20 protein-coding genes are annotated in these 21,168 nt (G+C 67.8%); 3 read left to right on the forward strand and 17 right to left on the reverse strand.

Annotation, left to right across the window (positions count from 1 at the left end):
• Positions 1–7: 7 nt before the first annotated feature.
• The 13 genes from NATPE_RS12700 to NATPE_RS12760 form a co-directional block, all read right to left on the reverse strand.
• Positions 8–1,384 (reverse strand): outer membrane protein assembly factor BamB family protein, encoded by a 1,377-nt coding sequence (locus NATPE_RS12700; RefSeq protein WP_049804911.1) that lies wholly within the window; start codon positions 1,382–1,384, stop codon positions 8–10.
• Between the two features lie 2 nt (positions 1,385–1,386).
• Positions 1,387–1,758, reverse strand: coding sequence for a DUF3209 family protein (locus NATPE_RS12705; RefSeq protein WP_006181885.1), 372 nt, complete (start codon positions 1,756–1,758; stop codon positions 1,387–1,389).
• A 41-nt stretch (positions 1,759–1,799) separates the two neighbouring features.
• Positions 1,800–3,032, reverse strand: a complete 1,233-nt coding sequence (locus tag NATPE_RS12710) for a CbiX/SirB N-terminal domain-containing protein (protein ID WP_006181886.1) — start codon at positions 3,030–3,032, stop codon at positions 1,800–1,802.
• A gap of 1 nt (position 3,033) precedes the next feature.
• The gene (locus NATPE_RS12715; RefSeq protein ID WP_006181887.1) at positions 3,034–3,744 is read right to left on the reverse strand and encodes a hypothetical protein; all 711 of its coding nucleotides are present in this window, start codon (positions 3,742–3,744) and stop codon (positions 3,034–3,036) included.
• The gene (locus tag NATPE_RS12720) at positions 3,741–4,007 is read right to left on the reverse strand and encodes a ferredoxin (RefSeq protein ID WP_006181888.1); all 267 of its coding nucleotides are present in this window, start codon (positions 4,005–4,007) and stop codon (positions 3,741–3,743) included. The genes NATPE_RS12715 and NATPE_RS12720 overlap by 4 nt, the downstream gene beginning before the upstream one ends.
• 29 nt (positions 4,008–4,036) lie before the next feature.
• Positions 4,037–5,071 (reverse strand): precorrin-3B C(17)-methyltransferase, encoded by a 1,035-nt coding sequence (gene cobJ, locus NATPE_RS12725; RefSeq protein WP_006181889.1) that lies wholly within the window; start codon positions 5,069–5,071, stop codon positions 4,037–4,039.
• Between the two features lie 10 nt (positions 5,072–5,081).
• On the reverse strand, positions 5,082–5,954 hold the full coding sequence (locus tag NATPE_RS12730) for a precorrin-3B C(17)-methyltransferase (RefSeq protein ID WP_006181890.1): 873 nt from the start codon (positions 5,952–5,954) through the stop codon (positions 5,082–5,084).
• The gene (gene cbiG, locus NATPE_RS12735) at positions 5,951–6,940 is read right to left on the reverse strand and encodes a cobalt-precorrin 5A hydrolase (protein WP_006181891.1); all 990 of its coding nucleotides are present in this window, start codon (positions 6,938–6,940) and stop codon (positions 5,951–5,953) included. Before cbiG ends, NATPE_RS12730 begins: the two co-directional genes overlap by 4 nt.
• Before the next feature lies 1 nt (position 6,941).
• The gene (locus tag NATPE_RS12740) at positions 6,942–7,862 is read right to left on the reverse strand and encodes a cobalt-precorrin-4/precorrin-4 C(11)-methyltransferase (protein WP_006181892.1); all 921 of its coding nucleotides are present in this window, start codon (positions 7,860–7,862) and stop codon (positions 6,942–6,944) included.
• On the reverse strand, positions 7,859–8,662 hold the full coding sequence (locus NATPE_RS12745; protein ID WP_006181893.1) for a cobalt-factor II C(20)-methyltransferase: 804 nt from the start codon (positions 8,660–8,662) through the stop codon (positions 7,859–7,861). Before NATPE_RS12745 ends, NATPE_RS12740 begins: the two co-directional genes overlap by 4 nt.
• Positions 8,659–9,264, reverse strand: a complete 606-nt coding sequence (cbiT, locus tag NATPE_RS12750; RefSeq protein WP_015299105.1) for a precorrin-6Y C5,15-methyltransferase (decarboxylating) subunit CbiT — start codon at positions 9,262–9,264, stop codon at positions 8,659–8,661. Before cbiT ends, NATPE_RS12745 begins: the two co-directional genes overlap by 4 nt.
• A 184-nt stretch (positions 9,265–9,448) precedes the next feature.
• Complete coding sequence (locus tag NATPE_RS12755) at positions 9,449–10,231, reverse strand: 3-oxoacyl-ACP reductase family protein (RefSeq protein WP_006181895.1); 783 nt, start codon at positions 10,229–10,231, stop codon at positions 9,449–9,451.
• Between the two features lie 72 nt (positions 10,232–10,303).
• A complete protein-coding gene (locus tag NATPE_RS12760) occupies positions 10,304–11,674 on the reverse strand; it encodes a cobyrinic acid a,c-diamide synthase (protein WP_015299106.1) in 1,371 nt (456 codons plus the stop codon).
• A 111-nt stretch (positions 11,675–11,785) separates the two neighbouring features.
• Here NATPE_RS12760 and NATPE_RS12765 point away from each other — a divergent pair, with 111 nt between their 5' ends.
• Positions 11,786–12,352, forward strand: a complete 567-nt coding sequence (locus tag NATPE_RS12765; protein WP_006181897.1) for a DUF1802 family protein — start codon at positions 11,786–11,788, stop codon at positions 12,350–12,352.
• A 57-nt stretch (positions 12,353–12,409) separates the two neighbouring features.
• Positions 12,410–12,577, forward strand: coding sequence for a hypothetical protein (locus NATPE_RS22720; RefSeq protein ID WP_015299107.1), 168 nt, complete (start codon positions 12,410–12,412; stop codon positions 12,575–12,577).
• Positions 12,578–12,605: 28 nt separating this feature from the next.
• On the opposite strand, the gene NATPE_RS12775 is transcribed toward NATPE_RS22720, so the two are convergent.
• The 4 genes from NATPE_RS12775 to cobN form a co-directional block, all read right to left on the reverse strand.
• Positions 12,606–13,196 carry a methyltransferase family protein gene (locus tag NATPE_RS12775; RefSeq protein ID WP_006181899.1) on the reverse strand — a complete coding sequence of 197 codons (591 nt, stop codon included), beginning with the start codon at positions 13,194–13,196 and terminating at the stop codon, positions 12,606–12,608.
• 118 nt (positions 13,197–13,314) lie between these two features.
• Positions 13,315–14,124, reverse strand: a complete 810-nt coding sequence (locus NATPE_RS12780; protein ID WP_006181900.1) for a cobalt-precorrin-7 (C(5))-methyltransferase — start codon at positions 14,122–14,124, stop codon at positions 13,315–13,317.
• Positions 14,121–14,870 (reverse strand): precorrin-8X methylmutase, encoded by a 750-nt coding sequence (locus NATPE_RS12785; RefSeq protein ID WP_006181901.1) that lies wholly within the window; start codon positions 14,868–14,870, stop codon positions 14,121–14,123. The genes NATPE_RS12780 and NATPE_RS12785 overlap by 4 nt, the downstream gene beginning before the upstream one ends.
• 60 nt (positions 14,871–14,930) lie before the next feature.
• Positions 14,931–18,827, reverse strand: coding sequence for a cobaltochelatase subunit CobN (gene cobN, locus NATPE_RS12790; RefSeq protein WP_006181902.1), 3,897 nt, complete (start codon positions 18,825–18,827; stop codon positions 14,931–14,933).
• 34 nt (positions 18,828–18,861) lie between these two features.
• Between cobN and NATPE_RS12795 the strand changes: the two genes are divergently transcribed.
• Positions 18,862–21,102 (forward strand): VWA domain-containing protein, encoded by a 2,241-nt coding sequence (locus NATPE_RS12795; protein WP_006181903.1) that lies wholly within the window; start codon positions 18,862–18,864, stop codon positions 21,100–21,102.
• The last annotated feature ends 66 nt before the right edge of the window (positions 21,103–21,168 follow it).

The following is a 21,168-nucleotide window of genomic DNA, read 5'->3' on the forward strand; positions in this document are numbered from 1 at the left end:
CGATCCGCTACTCGAGCGAGCTGACTCGGAGCGCGTACTCGCCGCGGGTCTCGCCGTCGTCGTGGTAGGCGACGGGCTCCTCGATCGCGGCGATCGTTCCGTCGCCGACGGCCGCAGCCGTGGCGATTCCCTCGAGCCGTTCGACCCCGGCCGGACCGGACTCGAGGTCGAACCGGCGAACGGCGTGGGTGTCGGGATCGCGAACGCGGAAGTTCTGGGCACAGGGGGCAACCAGCTGGCCGCCGGCAGCGGCCAGGCCGTGGACGAAGCCCCGGACTTCGGCGTCCCACAGCGGGTCGCCGTCGGCGTCGAACGCCGCGACGCGGTGTTCGTTCGGGTGGCGGCTGTCGGTCTCGCGGCTCTCGACGGCGTAGGTGTTGCCGGTCACGAACGCGACCCGGCCATCGTCGGCGTAGACGTGGTTCGGATAGGCGTACAGGGTCTCGCCGTCGATTGCCGTTTCGACGGCGAGATCGACGCTCCAGCGCTCTGCCCCGCCGGGTCCGAGCAGGTAGCCCCGTTTGTCGCCGTGACTCGAGACTGCGATGGCGTCGCCGTCGAACGAGACGTCACCGACGCGGCGGTCGCCCTCGGTGCCGGGGTCCCACGTCCACTCGAGGTCGCCACCTTCGGCGGTTTCACCGTCTTCTCGCGGGCTTTGCCCGCTCGAACGTTCCGCGGAACTCCGTTCCGCGCGACCTCCGTTTCGCGACGACTCAGTCGTCGCGCCCGTCCCGAGGACGACGAGCCCGGTGTCGTGGTCGCCCATGCAGCGGTTGTAGCCGACCGCCAGCCGCTCGCCGTCGGCAGAGGGATCGAGCGCGATCGGCGAGGCGTCGGTCTCGTAGGTCCAGCAGACAGCGCCGTCGGGGGCGAACGCATAGACGGTGCTGTGCCACTGTCGGGTCTCGCCGTCGCGTTCGTACCGCCGCGCGGCGGCGTAGAGCCGTTCGTTGCCGTCCGCGTCGGTCCCCGTCTCGAGCGCCACGACGTAGGGCAGGTAGAAGACGGTGTCCTTGACCGGCTCACCGACGTCGTCGGCAGTGTCGTAGCGCCACCGGCGTTCGCCCGTCGCGGCATCGTAGGCCGCGATCGTTCCGGTCTCACCGCGGCCGGCGACGACGATCGTCTCGTCGTCTTCGAATGATGTGACCCCGACCGCGTGGTCCGGATGAGCGACCGTCCACCGGGCCTCGAGCGAGTCGACATCGCGGGCGGTGACGGTGCCGTCCCACTCGCCGGTGACGACGAGATCGCCGGACTCGGCGAGTCCGACCGCCGAGCGGGTCCACATGTGGCGGCTGCGGGCGGGCTCGATCTCGCCCAGCGAGGCGGTCCGAAAGTCGAGGCCGTCCTCGCGTTCGGTGTCGACAGTCTCGGTCATCGTCATTCCTCTACCGGAAAGGTCTCGTGGAGGGTGTCGTGGGCGTCGCCGAGCCCATCGACGATGCTCGATCCCTGTGTACGAAGCCGCTGGATCGCTCGCTCGGCGTTCCGGACCTCGAGCAGCCGGCCGCGCGTGTAGTCGAATTCGGGGTCCTCGCTATCCAGCGCGGCGACCTCTTCCTCGAGGTCGACCAGCGCCGCGTCGAGGTGGCGTTCGATCTCCGTGAGGCTCTCGGCCTCCGCGAGGCCCTTGATCGGCCCCTCGAGGTGGCCCTCGAGTTCCTTCTCCGCGTGATCGCGGGTGCTGTCGTCCCCGACGCCGAGGACGTTCATCAGTCCGAGTCGTAGTGCTTCGATTTCGTGGCAGCTCATGGGTGTGTCGTGAAGTATCGGATTCGTGTGTTCGAACGGCGTTACAGCGTCTGATCGACGAGGTCGCTCACGATGCGGTCCCGGTCTAAGTGGTCCGAGACGATCCGTTCGGCGTCGCCGTCGTCGACGCCGCCGTACCAGACCCCGTCCGGATAGACCGCGACCATCGGCCCGTCGCCACAGCGGCCGAGACAGGACGACCGCGTGATGCGGGCATCGCAGTGATCCGAATCCCGGACCTCCTGTCGGAGTCGCTCGAGGACCGCCGGCGACCCCATCTTCGCGCAGGTCTGGTTGGTACAGACCGCGACGTGTTTCTCGGGCGCATCGTGGCTGTCCGGCTCCGCGTCGACGTCGTCGCGGTCGGCGTGGGCCTCCTGGTGGGCAAGCGCCCGCAGCATGGCCCGCGCACCGCCGACGTCTTCCTCGTAGCCCTCGAGGTCGACCTTGTACTTGCAGGTGTCACAGGACATCTCGACGCTGTCGGTCCGGGCCTCCTCCCAGCGGTCGGCGAATACGTCAAGCAGCCGGGAGTCGGTCCCGAGTGGATCGCCGGCCAGCGCGTCGACGTAGGGGTAGTCCTCGTCGAACTCGGCGGTCCAATCGCGCACCCGCTGGGTGAGGACGCCGTCACCGAGCATATACGGCAGGACGACGACCGCGTCGGGCCGGTGCTTCGAGAGCCCGTGGAGGGTGTCCTCGAGCGTCGGCTCGGTGACGCCGATGAAGGAGGCCTCGACGCGGTCGAACGCGCGGCCCTCGTAGAGCAGCCGGGCCAGTTTGTGGACGTCGCCGTTGGCGTCCGGATCGCTCGAGCCGCGGCCGCAGACGACGACGGCCACGTCGTCGTCCGCGCGGTCGACGCCGAGTTCGGCCTCGATGGCGGCGGCGCGGTCGTCCAGCAGATCGAGGATCGCGGGATGGACCCCCAGATGCGAGCCGTTGTTGATCTCGATGTCGTGTTCGGCCCGGGCCTGCTCGATCGCCAGGGGCACGTCGTTTTTGACGTGGCTCGCGGCGAACAGCGAGCAGTGGACGACCGTCACCTGCGAGGTGACAGGCGCGAGCTGGGCGAATGCCTCGTCGATCGCCGGCTCCGCGAGTTCGAGGAAAGCGGCGTCGACCGGGATGCCCAGCCGGGACTCGAGGTCGGCGGCCAGTTCGCGGACCTGTTCGTTGGACTTCTCGCGTCTGGAGCCGTGGCCGATCAGGAGGACGGCCTCGTCGTCGAAGCCGGCAGCGGGCGCGGCCGTGGTGTCGTCGGGTGTACTCATATTACTCGTCGTAGGCGTCAGCCTGCTCGAGACTGCGCTCTAGCTTGCGTCGACGACTCGGCGCGAACAGACCCGTTTCCTCGCAGTCCTCGTAGAGCCACGTACCGAAGTCGGGTGCGGCGGCGTCGTCGACGCCGAACCAGTAGCCCCCCGAGGAGGTCTCCGAGAGGTCGCCCGTCGGCGCATCGACCGGACAGTCGGCGATCAACTCCCGTGCGAACGCGAGCAGGTCCCGATCGTCGTGGACGAACGAGATCCCGACGGTGCCACTCGAGGACTTGAAACAGACGGTGCCACAGCCCTCGAGCAGCCCCCGCAGGAGTTCGCGCTCGTGGCCCGCAAAGGCACCGAACCGGTAGTTGCCGCGGCCGTCGACGGGCAGCCCGAGCGCACCGCTGCGGCCGAGCAGCCCCGACTCGCCGTCGTCGGCGTCGATCGTCAGGACGTACTCGTCCTCGGTGCGCGTGATCGACGTGTCGTGGGCGTAGTCCCTGGTCGTCGTCTCGCGCTCGAGGTCGCCGCCCGCGACGGCGGCCAGCACCCCTGCGGACGCTTCATCGTTGGCGACGACTTCGATCCGGTCGTCGGACACGTCGCCGCTGCCGGCGACGTGACCCCAGAAGTACGCCGTCGCGGCGTGGCCGGCCAGCGGGTCAGACGGAACCGATACCTCGAGTGCGTCGCCGTCGGCCGACGACTGGGCGTCGCTCATTCGCCCACCTCCTCGACGATGATGGCGTCCGTCGGGCAGGCCGCCGCGGCCTGCTGGGCCTCGTCGATGCGGTCGTCGTCGAACGTCGCGACGACGCGCTCGGCATTGTCGGTGACCTCGCCCTCGCAGTCGTAGACCGGGTCCGCGTCCGGGTCGACGGTCGCGAGGCCGTCCTCGCCCTCGACGAATCGCGGGTCGCGGGTCAGACAGGCGAAGATGCCGTCGCAGGCGTCTTTCTCGATTGTGACTTCGTATCGTGGCATGATGATGTAGGTCGCTGGTGGGTCGTCGCTCAGTAGTCGTACTTCGTCTCGTAGCCCCGGGGCGTGACCATCCGGTCGTCCCAGACGTAGGTGTCCTCGGTGCCGACGACGATCGTCGTCGTCATGTCGATGATCTCGCTCTCGCCGAGGTCCTCGAGCTCGCCGAGTTCGGTGATCATCACTTCCTCGTCCTCGCGGCCGGCGCCGTGGACGATACCGACCGGCGTGTCGGGCTCGCGGTGGGTCAGCAGAATCTCACAGGCCTTCTCGAAGTTCTCGCGGCGCTTGCGGCTCCAGGGGTTGTAGATGGTGATCGTGAAGTTCTCGCTGGCGACGGAGTGCAGTCGGGACTCGATCTCGGGCATCGGGACGAGGTGGTCCGACAGCGACACCGAGACGGTGTCGTTGACCAGCGGTGCGCCCAGACGGGCCGCACAGGACTGTGCCGCGGGGACGCCCGGCACCACTTCGAAGTCGACCATCGAGGCCGTCGCGCCCTTGGACTCGAGGATCTCGAGTGCGAGTCCGGACAGCGCGTAGACGTTGGGATCGCCGCTGCCGACGATCGCCACGTCGTTGCCCGCCAGCGCGCGGTCGATCGACTCCTCGGTGCGGGAGACCTCGCCGCACATCGGCGTGTCGTAGATGTCGTCGGCCTCGTCGGTGATCTCGTCCGGGATCAGGTCGATGTAGGTCGTGTAGCCGACGATGTGGTCGGCCTCGAGCAGCGCGGCCTTCGCGCGGTCGGTCATCCCCTCGGGATGGCCGGGACCGAGGCCGACGGCGATCAGCTGGCCGGGCTCGGCGTCGAAGTCGTCGACCGTCGCGCCGACCTCCTGCTCGTTACTGTTCGAGTCGTCGGAACTCGAGGCACCGCAACTCGAGGACGAGGAACTCGAACTCGAGGACCCACCGCACGTGGAGCCGCTCGAGTCGTCGGTACTGCTCGAGGCACCGCATTTCGAACTCGAGCTGTCGGTGCTGGCCTCGCTACTGTCGCTCGAGGAGGCACCGCAGTTGGAAGTCGATTCCGCGTCAGCGTCGGCGTTGGTGTCAGTACTCATGGTTGTGGGTTCAAAAGTCGTCGACGTCACGCCCGCCGCGCGGGGTGACGAGGTACGTTCGGTCGTCGTTGCGCCAGGTCTCGGTCTCGTGGTTGCCGATGATCAGCGAGGTGCCCATACCGGAGACCTTGTCGTCGTGGTCGGCGGCCTCGCCCAGCGTGGTGATGAACTGGCTCTCGCCGTTGCGGCCGGCGTCTTCCCGGCCGGCGTCGTTGACGATGGCTACGTAGGCGTCGTCGGTCCGCTCCTCGCGGACGATCTCGACGGCCTCCTCGTAGTTGCGCCAGCAGTTGTAGAGGACGATCACGAAATCGGAGATCGCCGCCGCCCGGAGCTTCTCCTCGATCTCGTCCCAGCCGCGCCACTTGTCCGACAGCGAGACCGTACAGAAGTCGTTACACAGCGGCGCCCCGACGTTCGCGGAGCCGCCCAGTGCTGCCGTCAAGCCGGGGACGATTTCGATCGGAATATCCGTCGCATCGTCCTCCTCTGCCATCTTGAAGATGAGGTCGGACTTGCCGTAGACCGACGGATCGCCGCCGGAGACGTGGGCCACGTCTTTCCCCTCGCGGACGTGATCGAACGCCGCGCGGGCGAGTTCGATCTGTCGGCCCATCGTCGAGCGGACGATCTCCTGTTCGAAGCCGTCCTCACGGGTCGCGGTGCCGTCCTCGTCGGTTCGGTCCTCCGAGGGAATCGTGCCGTCGTCCCGCAGGAACTCCTGATAGAGGCTCGAGGCGATGACCACGTCCGCGGACTCGATGACCTCCTTGGCTCGCTTGGTCATGTGGTCGGGCAGGCCGGGGCCAATACCGACGACGTAGAGGGTGCCGTGGTCGTCGGGCGTGCCGTCGCCGCTGGGAGCTGCGTCCTCCACGCTCATCGGCCGATCGCCACCGTGACCTCGTTCTCGTAGCCAATCTTCTCGAGGACCAGTTCCTGCTCGCGGCCGCCGGCGATCGCGCTGGCCTCGGAGACGCCCGGCCAGCCGATCAGTTCCTTGGACTTCGAGGGGGTCGGCCCCTCGTGTTCGAGCAGTGTCTCCTTGTCGAAGGCGACGACGCCCAGATCGAGTTCCTGGGCCGCCTCGAGCAGTCCCTCCTCGTCTTCTTTCCGGGTTGCGGTCCCGACGAACTCGATGTCGTCGAAGTCGTAGTCAGTTTGCTCGAGGGCTTCCTCCCACGCTGCGAGGAAGGCCTCCTTGCTGGCCCCCGAAACGCTACCGGTCCCGAGGACGACGCCGTCGTCCTTGTTCCGTTTGAGGACCGTCACGTCGTCACCGACGAGGACGGCCTTCGGCCCGTCGAGTCGGGCGACGGGCCCGAGGTTCTCGTCCAGTACGGCGAGGTTCGTCTTCACGGTCGAGTCGCCGTTGACGACGTGGGTGTCCATCGCCTTCGCGCGGGACTCGACGCCCTGCTTGCCCGCGGCCTCGCTGGCGGTGGTCATCGCCGGCACGGCACCCATCGTCGCCAAGTCCTGTGCGACCTGGTTCGCGCCGTGGTGGCCGCCCGTGATCGGGATGGCCCACGTTAGCTCCTCGTCGACGACACAGATCGCGGGGTCGTCCCACTTGTCGTCGAGCAGGTGGGCCGTCTTCCGCATCGCGATCCCCGAGGCCATGAGGCCGATAAAGCAGTCGTACTCGCCCCAGTGTTCCTCGAAGACGTCGCCGTGGTACTCGATGATGTCGATCGCCTCGTAGCGATCGCCGATCTCGGCTTTGATCTCCTCGGCGGTGTCCATTTTCCGGCCGAAGGAGATGATCGCGATCTCCTCGGCGACCTCGCCGTCCGAGTCCGCGGTCGAACAGTGGCCGCCGTCGGATCCCGACTCGTCGTTCGCGTTGTCAGCGTTGTCCGTACTCATATCAATCGTCTCCCGCTTGCGTTTCGTTCGCCTGTGCGTCCGATTCGTTCCCGTCGCTCGAGTCGGGGCCCCGATTGGCCCAGTCGCCGTAGAGGAAGGAGCGCTCGTAGCCCGCGCCGGTCACCGCGTCGCCGATGACGACCAGCGCCGAGGCGCGGTAGCCCGCGTCCTCGACCTTGTCGGCGATGTCGCCGATCGAGCCGATAATAACGTCCTCGTCCGGCCACGAAGCGTGGTAGATCACCGCGACCGGCGTCTCGGGGTCGTGGTCGGCCTCGAGCAGCCGGTCCATCGTATCGCGAACGGCGTGAGTCCCGAGGTAGATGCAGGTCGTCACGTCGCCCATCTCGACGAAGTCGGAGATGTGGTCCTCCTCCGGCGTCAGGGTCTTGCCCTGTGGCCGGGTGAACGCGACGTGATTCGACACTTCGTTGAGCGTCAGTTGGGTCCGCAGCGTCGCGCTGGCCGCGAAGGCAGACGTGACGCCGGGCACGAAGTAGGTCGGCACGCCCTCGTGTTCCAGCGCGTCCATCTGCTCGAGGGCCGCGCCGTAGATGGCGGGGTCGCCGCTGTGGAGCCGGACGACGTTGTCACCGTCCTCGTAGGCGTCCCGCATCAGCGGGATCAGTTCCTCGAGGTCCTTGCCGACCGAATTCACGAGTTCGGCGTGGCCGCAGTACTCGTCCAGCAGTTCGCTGTTGACCAGCGAGCCCGCGTGGACGACGAGGTCGGCCTCCTCGAGCAGTTCCTTGCCCGCGACGGTCAGCAGTCGCGGGTTGCCGGGGCCGGCACCGACGAAGGGGACTCCCTCCTGGTCGTCGCCGGCGCTGTGGTCGAAAATTCGGTCGTCCAGTTCCTCACGGCGGCGCTCGCCCTCGGAGTCGATCGCGTCCTGCGGGTCGTTCGGTGTGTCGTCAGTCATCGGTGTCCTCCACAGTCGCCGCCCTCACGGCCCTCGGCGCGCTCGAGGTCGACCAGCGTTCCGCCGTCGGTCACCGGCTCCCCGTCCGTCGTCGCGTCCTCCGATCCGGACTCGTCGTCGGCAAAGGCGGCCGTCGCCTGTTCGACCTCGAGGTCTTCCTTCTCGGCGTAGGCGAGCGTGTAGTAGTCACGCTCGTCGATGTCTTCGGGGTCATCGGTGACGATCGTCTCACCCTGTTCCATGAACAGCCGGCGGCCGTAGGTCACGTCGTAGCCGGCCTCGACGAGTCCCTCGTGGGTTGCCGGTGCGTCGGTGACCTTGAACAGGATCATCCGATCCGGTCCCGTCGGGCTCGCGCCGCTCGCGGCCTCTCGCAGCGAGAGGCCCGCGCCGGCCTCGATCTCGACCCCCATCGCGGTCGCGAAGGCCGTCACCGCGCTCACGCCGGGGACGATCTCCAACTCGACCTCGGGGTGGAACGCGTCGATCGTCCGGCGCAGGTGGCCGAACGTCGAGTAGACGTTGGGGTCGCCCAACGTGACGAAGGCGACGTCACCGTCGCGGGCGTTCGGGGCGATCTCCGCGGCGGCCTCCTTCCAGGCCGCCCGGAGCTTTTCCTCGTCTTTCGTCATCGGGAAGTCCAGGTCCCCGATCTTCGACTCGTCGACGTGGTTCAAGGCGACGGTCCGGGAGAGCCGGCCCGGCGAGTAGACCACGTCGGCGTTCTCGAGGACTTCCTTCCCGCGAACGGTCACGAGGTCGGCCTCGCCGGGACCGAGCCCGACGCCGTAGAGCGTCATCGGTCCACCTCGCCGCCGTCCGCTGCGATCTCGTCGTCGTTTTCGTCCGTCTCCGGCGTTGCACTCCCGACCAGCATGTACACCGGGTTGTCCGAGTTGAAACTCGTCGCCCCGGCGAGTTCATAGCCGTGACTCACCTGGAACTGGACGACTTCCTCGAGCAGGTCTCGCTCGCGGAAGGCCTCCGTCGCTCGGCCAGCGACCTCGAGCCGCGAGACGTTCATGACGACGCGGTCGATCTCGGTCTCGACGGCGTGGTCGAGTACTTCTTCGAAGTTCCGACTCCCGCCTAGGAAGAGGGCGTCGGCGTCATCGGGCAGTCCCTCGGGCGCTTCCGCGTTGCGCAGTTCGACATCGGCGCGGACGGACGCCTCGTTTGCCGCGAGGTTTTTCTCCGTCGTCTCGAGGCGTTCGGGTTTCCGTTCGAGGGCGGTCACCCGCCCGGCTCGCTGTGCGGCGTCGATGGTGACGGCCCCCGTACAGGAGCCGACCTCCGCGAAGTGGTCGTCCGGCCCGAGCGCGAGCTTCGAGCCGACGACGGCCCGGACCTCCGACTTGGTCGGGCCGGCCTTCGCGTCGTGTGGAAGCGCGATGGGTGGCATCATCCGTTGGAACAGAGTCCGCCCCTAAAACAATTTTGTTTGGGGTAGGACAACTGCGCTTGCCCAGTTGGAGTTGTAGTAGGACAACGAAAATTGTCGACGGTGAGTGGAGTATCCACTCGTCGTGAACGCGACCGAAAACGGATGGTCTCGAGAACCGACCGTCAGTGACGACCCGCCGTCCTTACCATTCCATCCCGCCGTTGATGCCGAGTACCTGCCCGGTCATGTAGTCGGCCTGGTCGCTGGCGAGGTAGCGAACCATGCCGACGATGTCCTCGGGTTCGGCGAACCGATCGAGCGGGATGTCCTCACGGATCTTCTCCTGAACGCGCTCCGGCACCTCATCGAGCATGTCCGTCTCGGTAAAGCCCGGTGCGATGCAGTTGGCGGTCGACCCCGTACTGGCCAGTTCCAGCGCCAGCGTCCGGGTAAACGCGAAGAGTCCGCCCTTCGAGGTGGCGTAATTGGCCTGCCCGTAGTTGCCCTGTTGGCCGACCACGCTCGAGATGTTGATCAGGCGACCGTGATCTGACGTTTTGATGTCCTCGTAGAAGGCCTTCGTGCAGTTGAACGCGCCGTGAAGGTTGACGTCGATGACGGTCCGCCAGTCCTCGTAGGTCATGTCCTCGAAGGTGCGATCGATGGTGATCCCCGCGTTGTTGACGAGGACGTCGATCTCGCCGAGATCCTCGCGGACCTCAGCGGCCATCCGTTCGACGGCCGCCGGATCCGAAACGTCGGCCTGTACCGGGATGGCCGTCTCGCCGTTGTCCTCGATCGTCTCGGTCACTGCCAGCGCTCGCTCCTCCGAGGACCGGTAGTTGACCGCCACGTCGGCACCACACCGGGCGAGTTCGAACGCGATCTCGCGACCGATCCCCCGCGAGGACCCGGTGACGAGACAGGTTCGATCGGTCAGCGGGCGACGCTCCAGGGGCTCGAGGCGCTGGACTGTTTCGGCCATACTCGCCCCTACGCGACCGTTCGTGTTAGTAATTTGACCCCGTTTCAGCTCTCGTGAAAGACGGGTAGATTGTTATATCTCGTTCGACTCGACGGCCTCGAGGAACCGATCGAACGCCCCGCTTTCGGGGTGGACGTGGACGTACGTGCCCAGTGACTCGTACTCGGTCAGGCCGTCATGATCGCCGTCGATGCCGTCGCCCCGGACCGTCTCGAAGGCGAAGCGAGCGTCGCCATCGACGTCGGCGCTCGAGTAGTGGAACTCGTGACCGCGGATCCGTTCGCCGGTGTCGGCCGTCAGCGTGTCGTCGACGGCCTCGAGTTCGACGTGATCGAGGGCCTGATAGCGGTCGTGCATCGTCACGTCGGCGGGGAGGATTCCGGCCATCTCGTGGCGCTCGCCCGCGGCCGTCGTCAGCGACTGACTCATCGCCATCAGGCCGCCGCACTCGCCGAGGACGGGCAGTCCATCCGCAGCTAGAGCGCCCAGTTCCGCGAGGGTGCCGGCGGACTCGAGTGTGTCGGCGTGAAGTTCCGGATAGCCGCCGGGCAGATAGACCCCGTCGCAGTCCGGCACGGGATCGCCAGCGACCGGCGAGAACGTGACCAGTTCGGCGCGCTCGCGGAACCGCTCGAGGGTCGCCGGATACCGGAAACAGAAGGCGGCGTCGCTGGCGACGGCGACGGTAGCGTCGACCGGCCCGGCCGGGTCGGCCGCGGATGCGGCTGCGTCGGGGGCCGGCGGCTCGCTTGCGACGGCGGCGAGCCGCTCGGCCTCGAGTGACTCGGCGGCCTCTCGTAAGGCTTCTCTCGGTAACGCGGCCTCCCCGCCCATCTCGAGCCCCAGATGCCGGTCGGGAATCTCGAGGTCGTCGTTCGGCGGGATCCGGCCGAAGTACCCGAGGTCGTCGGGTAAGGCGTCGCGGATCCCCTGCTCGTGGCGGCCGCCGTGGGCCCGCTGGGCGACCACACCGGCCACATCGATATCGCGGCCGATCTCGGCGGCATACTCCCGGAAGCCCAGCGCGGTCGCCGCGACGCTTTCCATCCCCGCCTTGGCGTCGACGACGAGGACGACCGGGAGGTCGAGCGCCTCGGCGACCATCGCGGTACTCGAGCCGTCACCGTCGTAGAGCCCCATCACGCCCTCGACGACGCAGATGTCGGGGGACGACGTCCCCCGAACAGACGGGTGTGACCCGTCGATGTCGCCCTCGCCGCGGCGGTAGTTCCGCCGGAGGCCGTCCTCGCCACAGAGCCACAGGTCGAGGGTGCGGGAGGGCCGGCCCGCGATCGCTTCGTGGTGGCTCGGATCGATGAAGTCCGGCCCCGCCTTGGCGGGCTGGACCTCGTGGCCGGCGTCCTCGAGTGCTTGGATGATCGACAGCGTCGCGACCGTCTTCCCGACGCCGGAGCTGACGCCGCCGAGGACGAATCCGTTCATCGTCAGTTTCGTTCGCACAACTGTACTTGAATCCGTCGGTGAGGGAGGCGTCCGGCCACGAGCGACCGAAACCGAATTGGGGTCGCCACGACGATCGAGTACTCGAGACCGATGCGCGACCACACTACTGCGACCGCCGCGGAGTCGGGACCGGCGCTGAAGGAACGCGCCGGCGTCGTCAACGCCCTGCTCGATGGCGCACAGACCGTCCTCGTCCGCCACCCCACGCTCGATCCGGGGACGATCGACGAGCGGTTCGCGCTCTATCCCGCGTACAGCCATCAGGAGCCGAGCCGGTACCGGTCCCGGTACGAGGGATACTACCACCGCTCGAGTGCGAAGCCCGAGGCGGGCGTCCCGATCCGCGCCGTCGCCGACATCCGCGAGGAATACGCCGTCTCGACGGACGACCTCGAGGCCCTCGCCGACCACTACGTCTACACGCCCGACGGGCTGCGGGACAAGTACGACCCCGACGGGGAGTTGCGGGTGCTGTTGCTCCGCGTCGCCGAACTCGACTCGCCGGCACTGATCACCGAACGCGGCAGTTACCGGGGCTGTCGCGCCTGGATCGACCTCGCCGACGACGCACCGATCGAGCCCGACGCGGCGACGCCGGTCCTCGACGACGCGACGTTCGCTGAACGCCGCGCGGCCGTCCGAGATGCCCTCGAGTGAGTGCGTACCACCGACGAACTTAACCGCTCGAGTCAGTTACGCTTCGGCGCTCGAATCATGAGTGACAACCCAGGATCCGACACCGAACGGCACCTCCGCGAGGCGCTTCGTCACCTCGGCGCGGCACAGGACGACGACGACCTCCGGAAGACCCACGCCGTCGCGCTCGAGGAAGTGTCGAACACCGTCTCGTCGGTGCTGCGGGAGTACGAAGGCGACGAGTGAGAGACGTAGCGTTTCCGGTAGCGGACCGTCACCAGAGCCCTGGAACGAGTCGATACCGCGTCCGTTCCGCGTACGCTTCGTAGGAGGCGCCTAGTTTCTCCCGCAGGACGCGCTCTTCGATATGAATACGATACCCATAGCCGGCTACTCCGGCGAGAGCCATAACTCCGAGACTCAGCCAGTTACCGGTCGCGACTCCAATCCCGACCATGGTCGTCAGTCCGCCGGTATACGACGGGTGACGGACCCACCTGTACGGTCCCGAAGTGACCACCGTATCGGCCTCGTCGACCGAGACGGCGAGCGAAAAGTATTCGCCGAGCGTCCTGACGGCGTACTGGCGGAACAGGACGCCAAGTACCACGAGTCCGATCCCGATCCAGAACGCTGCCCGCTGACGCGGGAGTGCAGGGACGGCCACCAGCTCGGGAAGGAGTGCAGCGCCCGCGGTACCCCCGCTCACGGCGATTCCGATCACGCGTTTCGATCCACGATCCCGCGGGCCGACGACTCCGTCGCGATGTCGAACCGCGATACTCAGGTCCGAGACGATCCAGACGGCGAGCGCCCCGACGAAGACGTACAGGTGCGGCTCCGCCGAAAAAATCGGTGCCGACATAGTCGCCTGCTCGAGTCGATCGGCGATAACTATTTATATTCTATCCATTTCGAGGCAGTCGTATCGGTCCGGTAAAGACGAGAGCCGCCTCGAGTGCCGTCCGAGACTGCGGGGGTCGTTACGCGGACTGATCAACGACGACCGGCTGCCGGACCGCGAGGACGACCAGATCGGAGAACGGCGTGTCCTCCGTCCCGTTTCCGCCGGCGTGATCCGCTAACTCCTCGAGCGTGAACCGGTGAATCGCTTCGTCGTCGTGGGTCAGCTTCTCACAGACCAGCGCTTCAAGATCGGGGTCGGCCCCCTCCTCGAGCAGGAAGGCAGCGAGATCGCCGGGCATCCGGTCGTACGGTCGGGGGAGGACGAGCAGATGTCGCTCGTCGGTCGTTGCCGCGGCCACGAGGCGGTCCATGTCCGACTCGAGGTCGCCGCTTTTGTGCAGCGTGACGAACTCGGTGTCCTCCATGGGCGTCCGGGCGCGGCTGGCGGCCAGTTGGATCGAGGAGATGCCGGGGATCACGCGGACCGGCACGTCAGGGGCCGCTTGCTCGACGGCGTCCTGTACCTTGCCGACGAACTGATACCCCGAGTGGTTCGGATCGCCCATCGCGACGGCAGTTCCGGACTCGCCGGCTGCGACGCGCTCGCCGAATTCCTCGAGCGCCTCGGCCTCGTCCTTGTAGCCGCAGGTCAGCAGGTCGGCGTCGGTCAGGTCCGCGACGAACTCGACGACGGTCGTAAAGCCGACGACGACGTCGGCCTCCCGGATCGCCCGCTCGCCGCGAGGGGTGAGATACTCCTGATTGCCGGGACCGACGCCGACGGCATACACCGGGTCGTCGGCGTCCGCATCGATGTCCGGCTCCGCCGCTCCCGCGGCGAACGTCGCCGGGTCCGGCCCCGCGTCGAGGTCGTACTCACCGCTCATCGGTTCTTGCCGGTTTCGGCCCGCGTCTCGGCGTCGATCTCGAGGTCGATCTCGTCGGTCCGGACGTCCTTCGCGACGTGGATCAGTTCGTTCGTCAGCGCGGCGGCGAGGCCGCTCCCGCCCCGGCGACCGACGTGGGTGATCGCCGGCACGCCGAAATCCTCGCTGACCTCGCGAATTCGCCCGCGGCTCTCCTCGGCCTTGACGAAGCCGACCGGGTTCGCGACGACGACCGCCGGCCGGGTCCCCTGCTCGATGCAGTCCGCAAGCGCCAATGCGGCCGTCGGCGCGTTCCCGATCGTGACGATCGATCCCTCGAAGGCGTCTTCCTTGTCGAGTTCGAGCATCGCCGCGGCGGTTCGGGTCATCCCGGTCTCGGCGGCGAGTTCCTTGCCGTGACCGATGGCCTTCGAGACCTCGCAGTCGTGGCCCCGGCCCGTGACGCCGGCTTTCACCATCGTGATATCGGTGAAGATATCGGCCTCCTCGAGGACGGCCCGCGCGCCGGCCCGAACTGGCGCGTCCTCGTCGTCGCCGAGGTCGTCGCTGCCGGTGAACTCGACGAGGTGCTGGAACTCGATGTCGCCCATCGAGTGGACCGACTTCTGGCGGACGCGATCGGCCAGCGTCTCGTCCGGCGTGAACTGCCTGACGATATCGAGGCTCGTCTCGGCGATGTCCATGGCGTTCTGTGTCGTTGCTCCCAGATCGGCGTACTCCTCCTCGAACTCTTGGCTATCGCTCATTTGACATCACACTCCGGGCGCCGACGATCGATCGTCGGGCGAACCCGTTCGCTCCCGTCGTCAGTCATCGGTCGATACCTCCGCACCGACGGCCTCGTTGGTCGTCCGCGCCTCGAGGTCACCCTCGACCGCGAGGTTCAGATCGCGCAGGCGGTCGACCGTCTCGTCGTCGGCGTCCCACAGATTGCGGTCGATCGCCTCGAGTAGGGTGTCCGTGATCGACTCCAGCGCCCACGGGTTCACGTCGCGCATCCAGTCCTGACGGTCCTCGTCGAAGGCGAACTTCTCGGCGACCTCCTCCCAGAGGGTGTCACTGACGACGCCCGTCGTGGCGTCCCAGCCCAAGGTCACGTCGACCGTCGTCGAGAGGTCACCCGCCCCCTTGTAACCGTGGTCCTCCATGGACTCGAGCCAGTCGGGGTTCAACACCCGCGAACGCATGGCCTTGCGGACCTTCTCCTCGTTCGTGTAGACGTCGACGTTGTCGGGATCCGAGGAGTCGCCGACGTAGGAGGCGGGCTCCGCGCCCGAAATCTCGCTCACGGCGGAGATGAACCCGCCGTGGAACGCGTACCAGTCCGAGGAGTCGAACTCGTCCTGTTCCATCGTGTCCTCGATCTTCACGGTGGCGTCGACGGACGAAAGGCGGCGCTCGAAGGCGTCGTGGGCGTCGGAGACGCGCCCCCTCGAGCCCATTGCGTAGCCGCCCCACTGGACGTAGACGGAGGCGAGATCCGAGCGGTCGTCCCAGTTGCCCTCGTCGACGGCCTTGTTCGTCCCGGCACCGTAGCCGCCGGGCTTGGTCGTGAAGACCCGATGCTTTGCTGCCTTCCGAGCGTCCGACTCGTCGAGGCCTTCTTCCTCCTCGAGTTCCGCCTGCTCTTCCTCGACGTGCTTTTTCACGTAGTTCATTTCGTGGGGCTCGTCGAGGTCGACGACGGCGTCGACGGCGTCGTGAATGACCCCCGCCGCGGCCGGGAACGCGTCGCGGAACAGTCCCGAGACGCGTGTCGTCACGTCGACTCGCGGCCGGTCGAGTTCCTCGAGCGGAATCGGCTCCACGTCATCGATCCGGCCGGCATCGGTCCACTGCGGTTCGACGCCCATCATGGCAAGCACCTGGGCGATCGTCTCGCCGCGAGTCCGCACCGTCGGGGTCCCCCACGCGACGACGCCGATCTCCTCGGGGTACTCGTCGTTCTCCGAATGGTGGCGTTCGAGGACCCCCTCGGCGACCTCGCTGCCGACCTGCCAGGCGGCCTTCGCGGGCACCTTGCGCGGATCGAGCGTGTAGAAGTTCCGCGCCGTCGGCAGCAGGTCGACGCCGCCGCGGGTCGGCGCGCCCGATCCTCCGGGGGGCACGTATTCGCCAGAGAGGGCGTCCGCAGTCCGAGGAATCTCGTCTTCGGCCCCCTGCACGCGGGGCTGGGCCTCCTCGCAGACGTAGGCCAGCGCCTCCCGGAGGTCGTCGTGGGCCCGCGATTTGGCCCGCGCGTCGCCGATCGTCTCGAGGTCGACCACGAGCAGGTTCATATTGACCTCGTCCTCGGGGCCGCCCTCGAGTTCCGAAACCGGGATGTCGAAGTCGTGTTCGGCAAGCGTCTCGATCAGTTCGACGTTGGTCTCGTAGACCTCGTCGGCCGCCTCGGCGTAGGTCATTCCCAGCGCCTCGTCGTACTCGCCGGGCGCGTTCAGCATTTTCTCGTAGTCGACGCCCAGCACGCCGGCGACGCTCTCGCGCAGGCTCGGCGCGCCGGGGTTCTCGAGGCGCGTGAGGGCAACGAGATACTCCACCAGCCGTTCGTCGGCCGGCGGCTCGGACATCGTATGGAGCCCGAGCCGGATCTGGGTCGTCTTGACGTCGGTGAGGTACTCGTGGATCCGCTCGACGAGTTCGTCGACATCGACCTCGTCACCTGCGACGTCGCCTTCCGCGAAGGTCGACCCCGCCTCGTCCGGACCGCGGACATCGGCCTGCTCGTCGATGGTGCCCTCGATACCCAACTCGACGGCGAGGTCGAGTTCCGCGACCTTCTCGCGCATGAGGTCCTCGAGGTGCTGGCCGTCGTCCGCGCGGGCGTCTTCCATCCCCGCCTCGCGGTACTGGTTCGCGAGTTCCTCGAGTTCCGAGAGTTCGTCGTAGGTGCCCGCGTTGCGCATCACGGGTGTCAGATAGTCCACGATGGCGGCGTAGGAGCGGCGTTTGGCCTGGGTCCCTTCGCCGGGGTTGTTGACGATGTAGGGGTAGACGTTCGGGATGTCGTCGATCAACTGGTCGGGCGCGCTCTCGCCGTTCAGGCCGACGGTCTTCCCGGGGAGCCACTCGAGGCTGCCGTGGGTGCCCAGATGGACCACGGCGTCGGTCTCGAACGTATTCCGGAGCCAGCCGTAGAACGCGAAGTAGTCGTGTGGCGGCTGCAGATCGGAGTCGTGGTAGACCTTCGAGGGGTCCATCCCGAACCCGCGCGGGGGCTGGACGGTGACGAGGACGTTCCCGAACTCGACACCCGGAATCGCGAACGGGCGGTCGGGGACCTCGCCCCACTCCTCGATGATATTCTCCTGAAAGCGCTCGTCAGTGTCGGCGAACCACCCCGCGTAGGTGTCCGGTGAGACCACGTCAACGGAGAGGTCGCGGACGTCCTCGGGCGCGACCCAGCGGTCCTCGAGCGTGAGCTGGGCGGTTAATTTCTCCACCAGGGACTGCCCGCTGTCCGGCATGTCGTCGCCCAGATCGTAGCCGCGGGCCTCGAGTTCCTCGAGCAGGTTCACCGTCGACTCGGGCGAATCGAGGCCGAACGCGGTACCGATCCCGTCGTCGCTGGGCGGGTAGTTGTGCAGGACGACGGCGACCTGCTTGTCCTCGTTCGGCGTATGCCGAAGCTCGGCCCAGTTGACCGCCAGTCGGGTCGCGTGGTCGATCCGGTCCTCGATCGGGAAGTGGTGTTTCGGCGCGGAGCCGATGCCGGCCTCGTCGTCGGTACGCTCTTTGCCGGAAATCGGGTGCGTGATCACGTTGCCGTCGAACTCCGGCAGCGCGACCGAGAGCGCGAGTTCGAAGCCCATCACGCCCGTGTCGCTGGACTCGTACCGCGAGCGCGAGCGCATCGTCGTGACCGTCTGGAGGACCGGGACCCCGAGACGGTCGAGGAAGACGTCCTCCGCGGAACTGCCCTCGTCGTCGGCGCTGCGGCCGCGCTCGTCCATCGAGAGCGAGAACATGAACGAGGAGAGGACGGCGTCGACCACCGGGTTCCCGGTGTCGTCGAGTAACCAGTTGTCGGTGACCCATTCGGCGTCCTCTTGCTCGTCGGTATCGGTCGCGGGGTTACAGAAGATCGGCAGCGCGTTCGCACCCTGTTCCTCGAGCGCCCGGACCTGTGCGTCCACGTATCTGGTGTTCTCGTGGGTCCAGTGGGACTCGTAGAACCAGACCGCGACCGTCGGCTTGTCCGGATCGTGGGTCTCGAGGAGGCCCTCGTACTCTATCCCCGGGTGGTCGGGGTGGTAGACCCCCTCGGTGGGGAGTTCCGTCGGTTCGTCGAACTCGATATCGCGGCCCTCGTACTCGGCGGCGAGGAACCGACAGAGGTTCGCGACGTTGATCGTGCCGCCCTTCTCGAGGTAGTCGTAGACCCGGTCCCGGTGGGCGTCCGAGACCGTCGTGTCCTCGAGGGCGAAGGCGTCGCCGGTCGCCTTGACGATCAGCGGCACGCCCGCCTCCGCGAGCGCGCCCGTCGCGTAGTCGTAGCCCGGCATGCTGTCTTCGGCTCCGTGCAGCCAGAAGATCGCCGCCGCGGCGTCGTCCAATTCGTCGACGAACGACTCGACGTCGGCCTCCTCGTCGAGATCGCTCTCCGAGCGCACCACGAGGTCGATGTCCTCGAGGCGCTCGGCGGCCCGCCCGATCGAGCCGAGTTCGTTCTCCGTCGCAGTATAGATCCCGATGCGTGTCATCGTGTTTTTAAACCTCTGTTGTATTAGCTCAAATATGGTTGCAAACGCCGGGGGCAAAAAGCTGTCGTCACTCCCTTTTCCGGCGATCGTCGGACAGGAGGAGTTAAAGCGCGTACTGCTTTCCGTCGCGGCCAACGACGGCCTCGACGGGGCCCTGATCGTCGGCGAGAAAGGCACCGCGAAGTCGACCGCCGTCCGGGCGCTCGTCGATCTCCTGCCAGAGCAGCGGGCGGTCGCCGACTGCCCGTACGGCTGTTCGCCCGACGACCCCGACCTGCAGTGTGCCGACTGTCGCGACCGCGATCCGGACGATCTACCGGTCGAAACCCGGCCCGTACCGCTCGTAACCCTTCCGCTCGGTGCGACGCGGGACCGCGTCGTCGGAACCCTCTCCGTCGAGGACGCGCTGGCGGGCGAGGCCGACTTCGACCCCGGCCTGCTGGCCCGCGCTCACCGGGGGATCCTCTACGTCGACGAGGTCAATCTGCTCGACGACCACCTCGTGGACGTCATTCTCGATGCGGCCGCCAGCGGCGTCAACACCGTCGAGCGCGACGGGATCAGTGTCTCCCACCCCGCCGACTTTACCCTGATCGGGACGATGAACCCCGAAGAGGGCGATCTGCGCCCGCAGTTGCGGGACCGCTTCGCCCTGCAGGCCAGCGTCGAGGGCTGCCGGGAGATCGACGACCGGGTCGAGATCATCGACCGCGCGCTCGAGGCCGACGGCGGCGAGTCCGATCCGCGGACCGAGTACGCCGACGAAGTCGACGCCCTGCGTGAGGACCTGACCGCGGCGCGGGACCGCCTCTCGCGGGTCGACCTTCCGACCGAGTTCAAGGCCGAGATCGCCGACCTCTGCCTCGAGGCCGGCGTCGACGGCCACCGGGGCGACGTGGCGACGGCCCGCACCGCGATGACCATCGCGGCGCTCGAGGGCCGCGAGACGGTCATTGAGTCCGACGTCCACGAGGCCGCGACCTACACGCTTCCCCACCGACTCCGGAGTACGCCCTTCGAGGACGAACCCGACCTCGACGATCTGCTCGAGGACCGGTTCGACGAGGAGTCGCCGGACGCGGAAGACAGCGACGCCGAGAGCGACGCGGACGACGGTGACGGCACGGAAGGGGCGGACGGCGAGGACGGCGACGCCGAGTCCGAACCCGGCGACGGAGACGAAGGCGGTGATCGCGGCGAGGGAAACGGGCGCGACGGGGACGACAACGCGGATGATGAGGACTCGAGCGACGGCGCAGGTTCCGACGGGGACGAGGACAGCGCCGACACTGACGACGGCCCCGAACGTCGCCCCGACGACGGTGACCGACCCGAATCGGCGAACCAGTCGCCCGCCGAAGCCGGCGACGGCGGGTCCGACGACGGCTCGAGCGACGGGGAGTCGGACTCGGAGGGGTCGCCGGACGACGGGGACGGAGACGACGAGACCGCCCAGCCGCTCGTCCCCGGCCAGCAGCGGGCCGAAATCGGCGAGGCGGCCGCGCCCGACCTCGAGTCGCCGACCGTCGACGGCGGCGAGACGGCGGCCGCGACGGGGTCGCGTGCGAGTACGTCGCCGAGTACGGACAACCGGGGCGCTCGCGTCCGCACCGAACCCGCCTCGGGCGAGGGCTCGATCGACGCCGCGGCGTCGGTCCGGTCGGCTGCCGCCCGTGGGGGGTCCCGCGTCGGCGAGGACGACCTCCGGCAGTCGGTCCGGACCGGCGACACCTCGGTGACGATCGTCTTCGCCGTCGACGCCAGCGCCTCGATGCGGCCCGCGATGCGCACTGCGAAAGGCGTCGTCCTCGAGCTGTTGCGGGACAGCTACGAACACCGCGATCGGGTCGCGTTCGTCGCCTTCGCCGGCGAGGACGCCGACGTCTTGCTCCCGCCGACCGACAGCGTCTCGCTGGCCGCCCGCCACCTCAAGGACCTCCCCTCCGGCGACCGGACGCCGTTGCCGGCCGGCCTCGAGACCTCGCGCCGAGTCATAGAACGGGCCGAGACTGATGCTTCAGTGGTCGTCCTCGTCACGGACGGCCGGGCGAACGTCGCCGACGGGAGCCCGACGGAGGCGACGCGGCGAGCCGCTCGAGCCCTCGGCGACGGTGACACCCGCGTGGTCGTCGTCGACGCAGGGGACGACTCCCGGGCCGGCCTCTCGGAACTGGTCGCCGGCGAGACCGAGGGTGAACTGGTCGCCCTCGAGTCGCTGTCGGTCGAGACGGTCCGGGCTGCCGCGGAGCGGGCGGCCGACGAGACGCGGCGATAGGGCGGGCTCGAGTGTGACGGGCGACAGCGGAGACGCCGACCTACGACGGGACGGCGAGCGCGTTGT

The organism is Natrinema pellirubrum DSM 15624 (genome assembly GCF_000230735.2).
Lineage (GTDB): Archaea > Halobacteriota > Halobacteria > Halobacteriales > Natrialbaceae > Natrinema > Natrinema pellirubrum.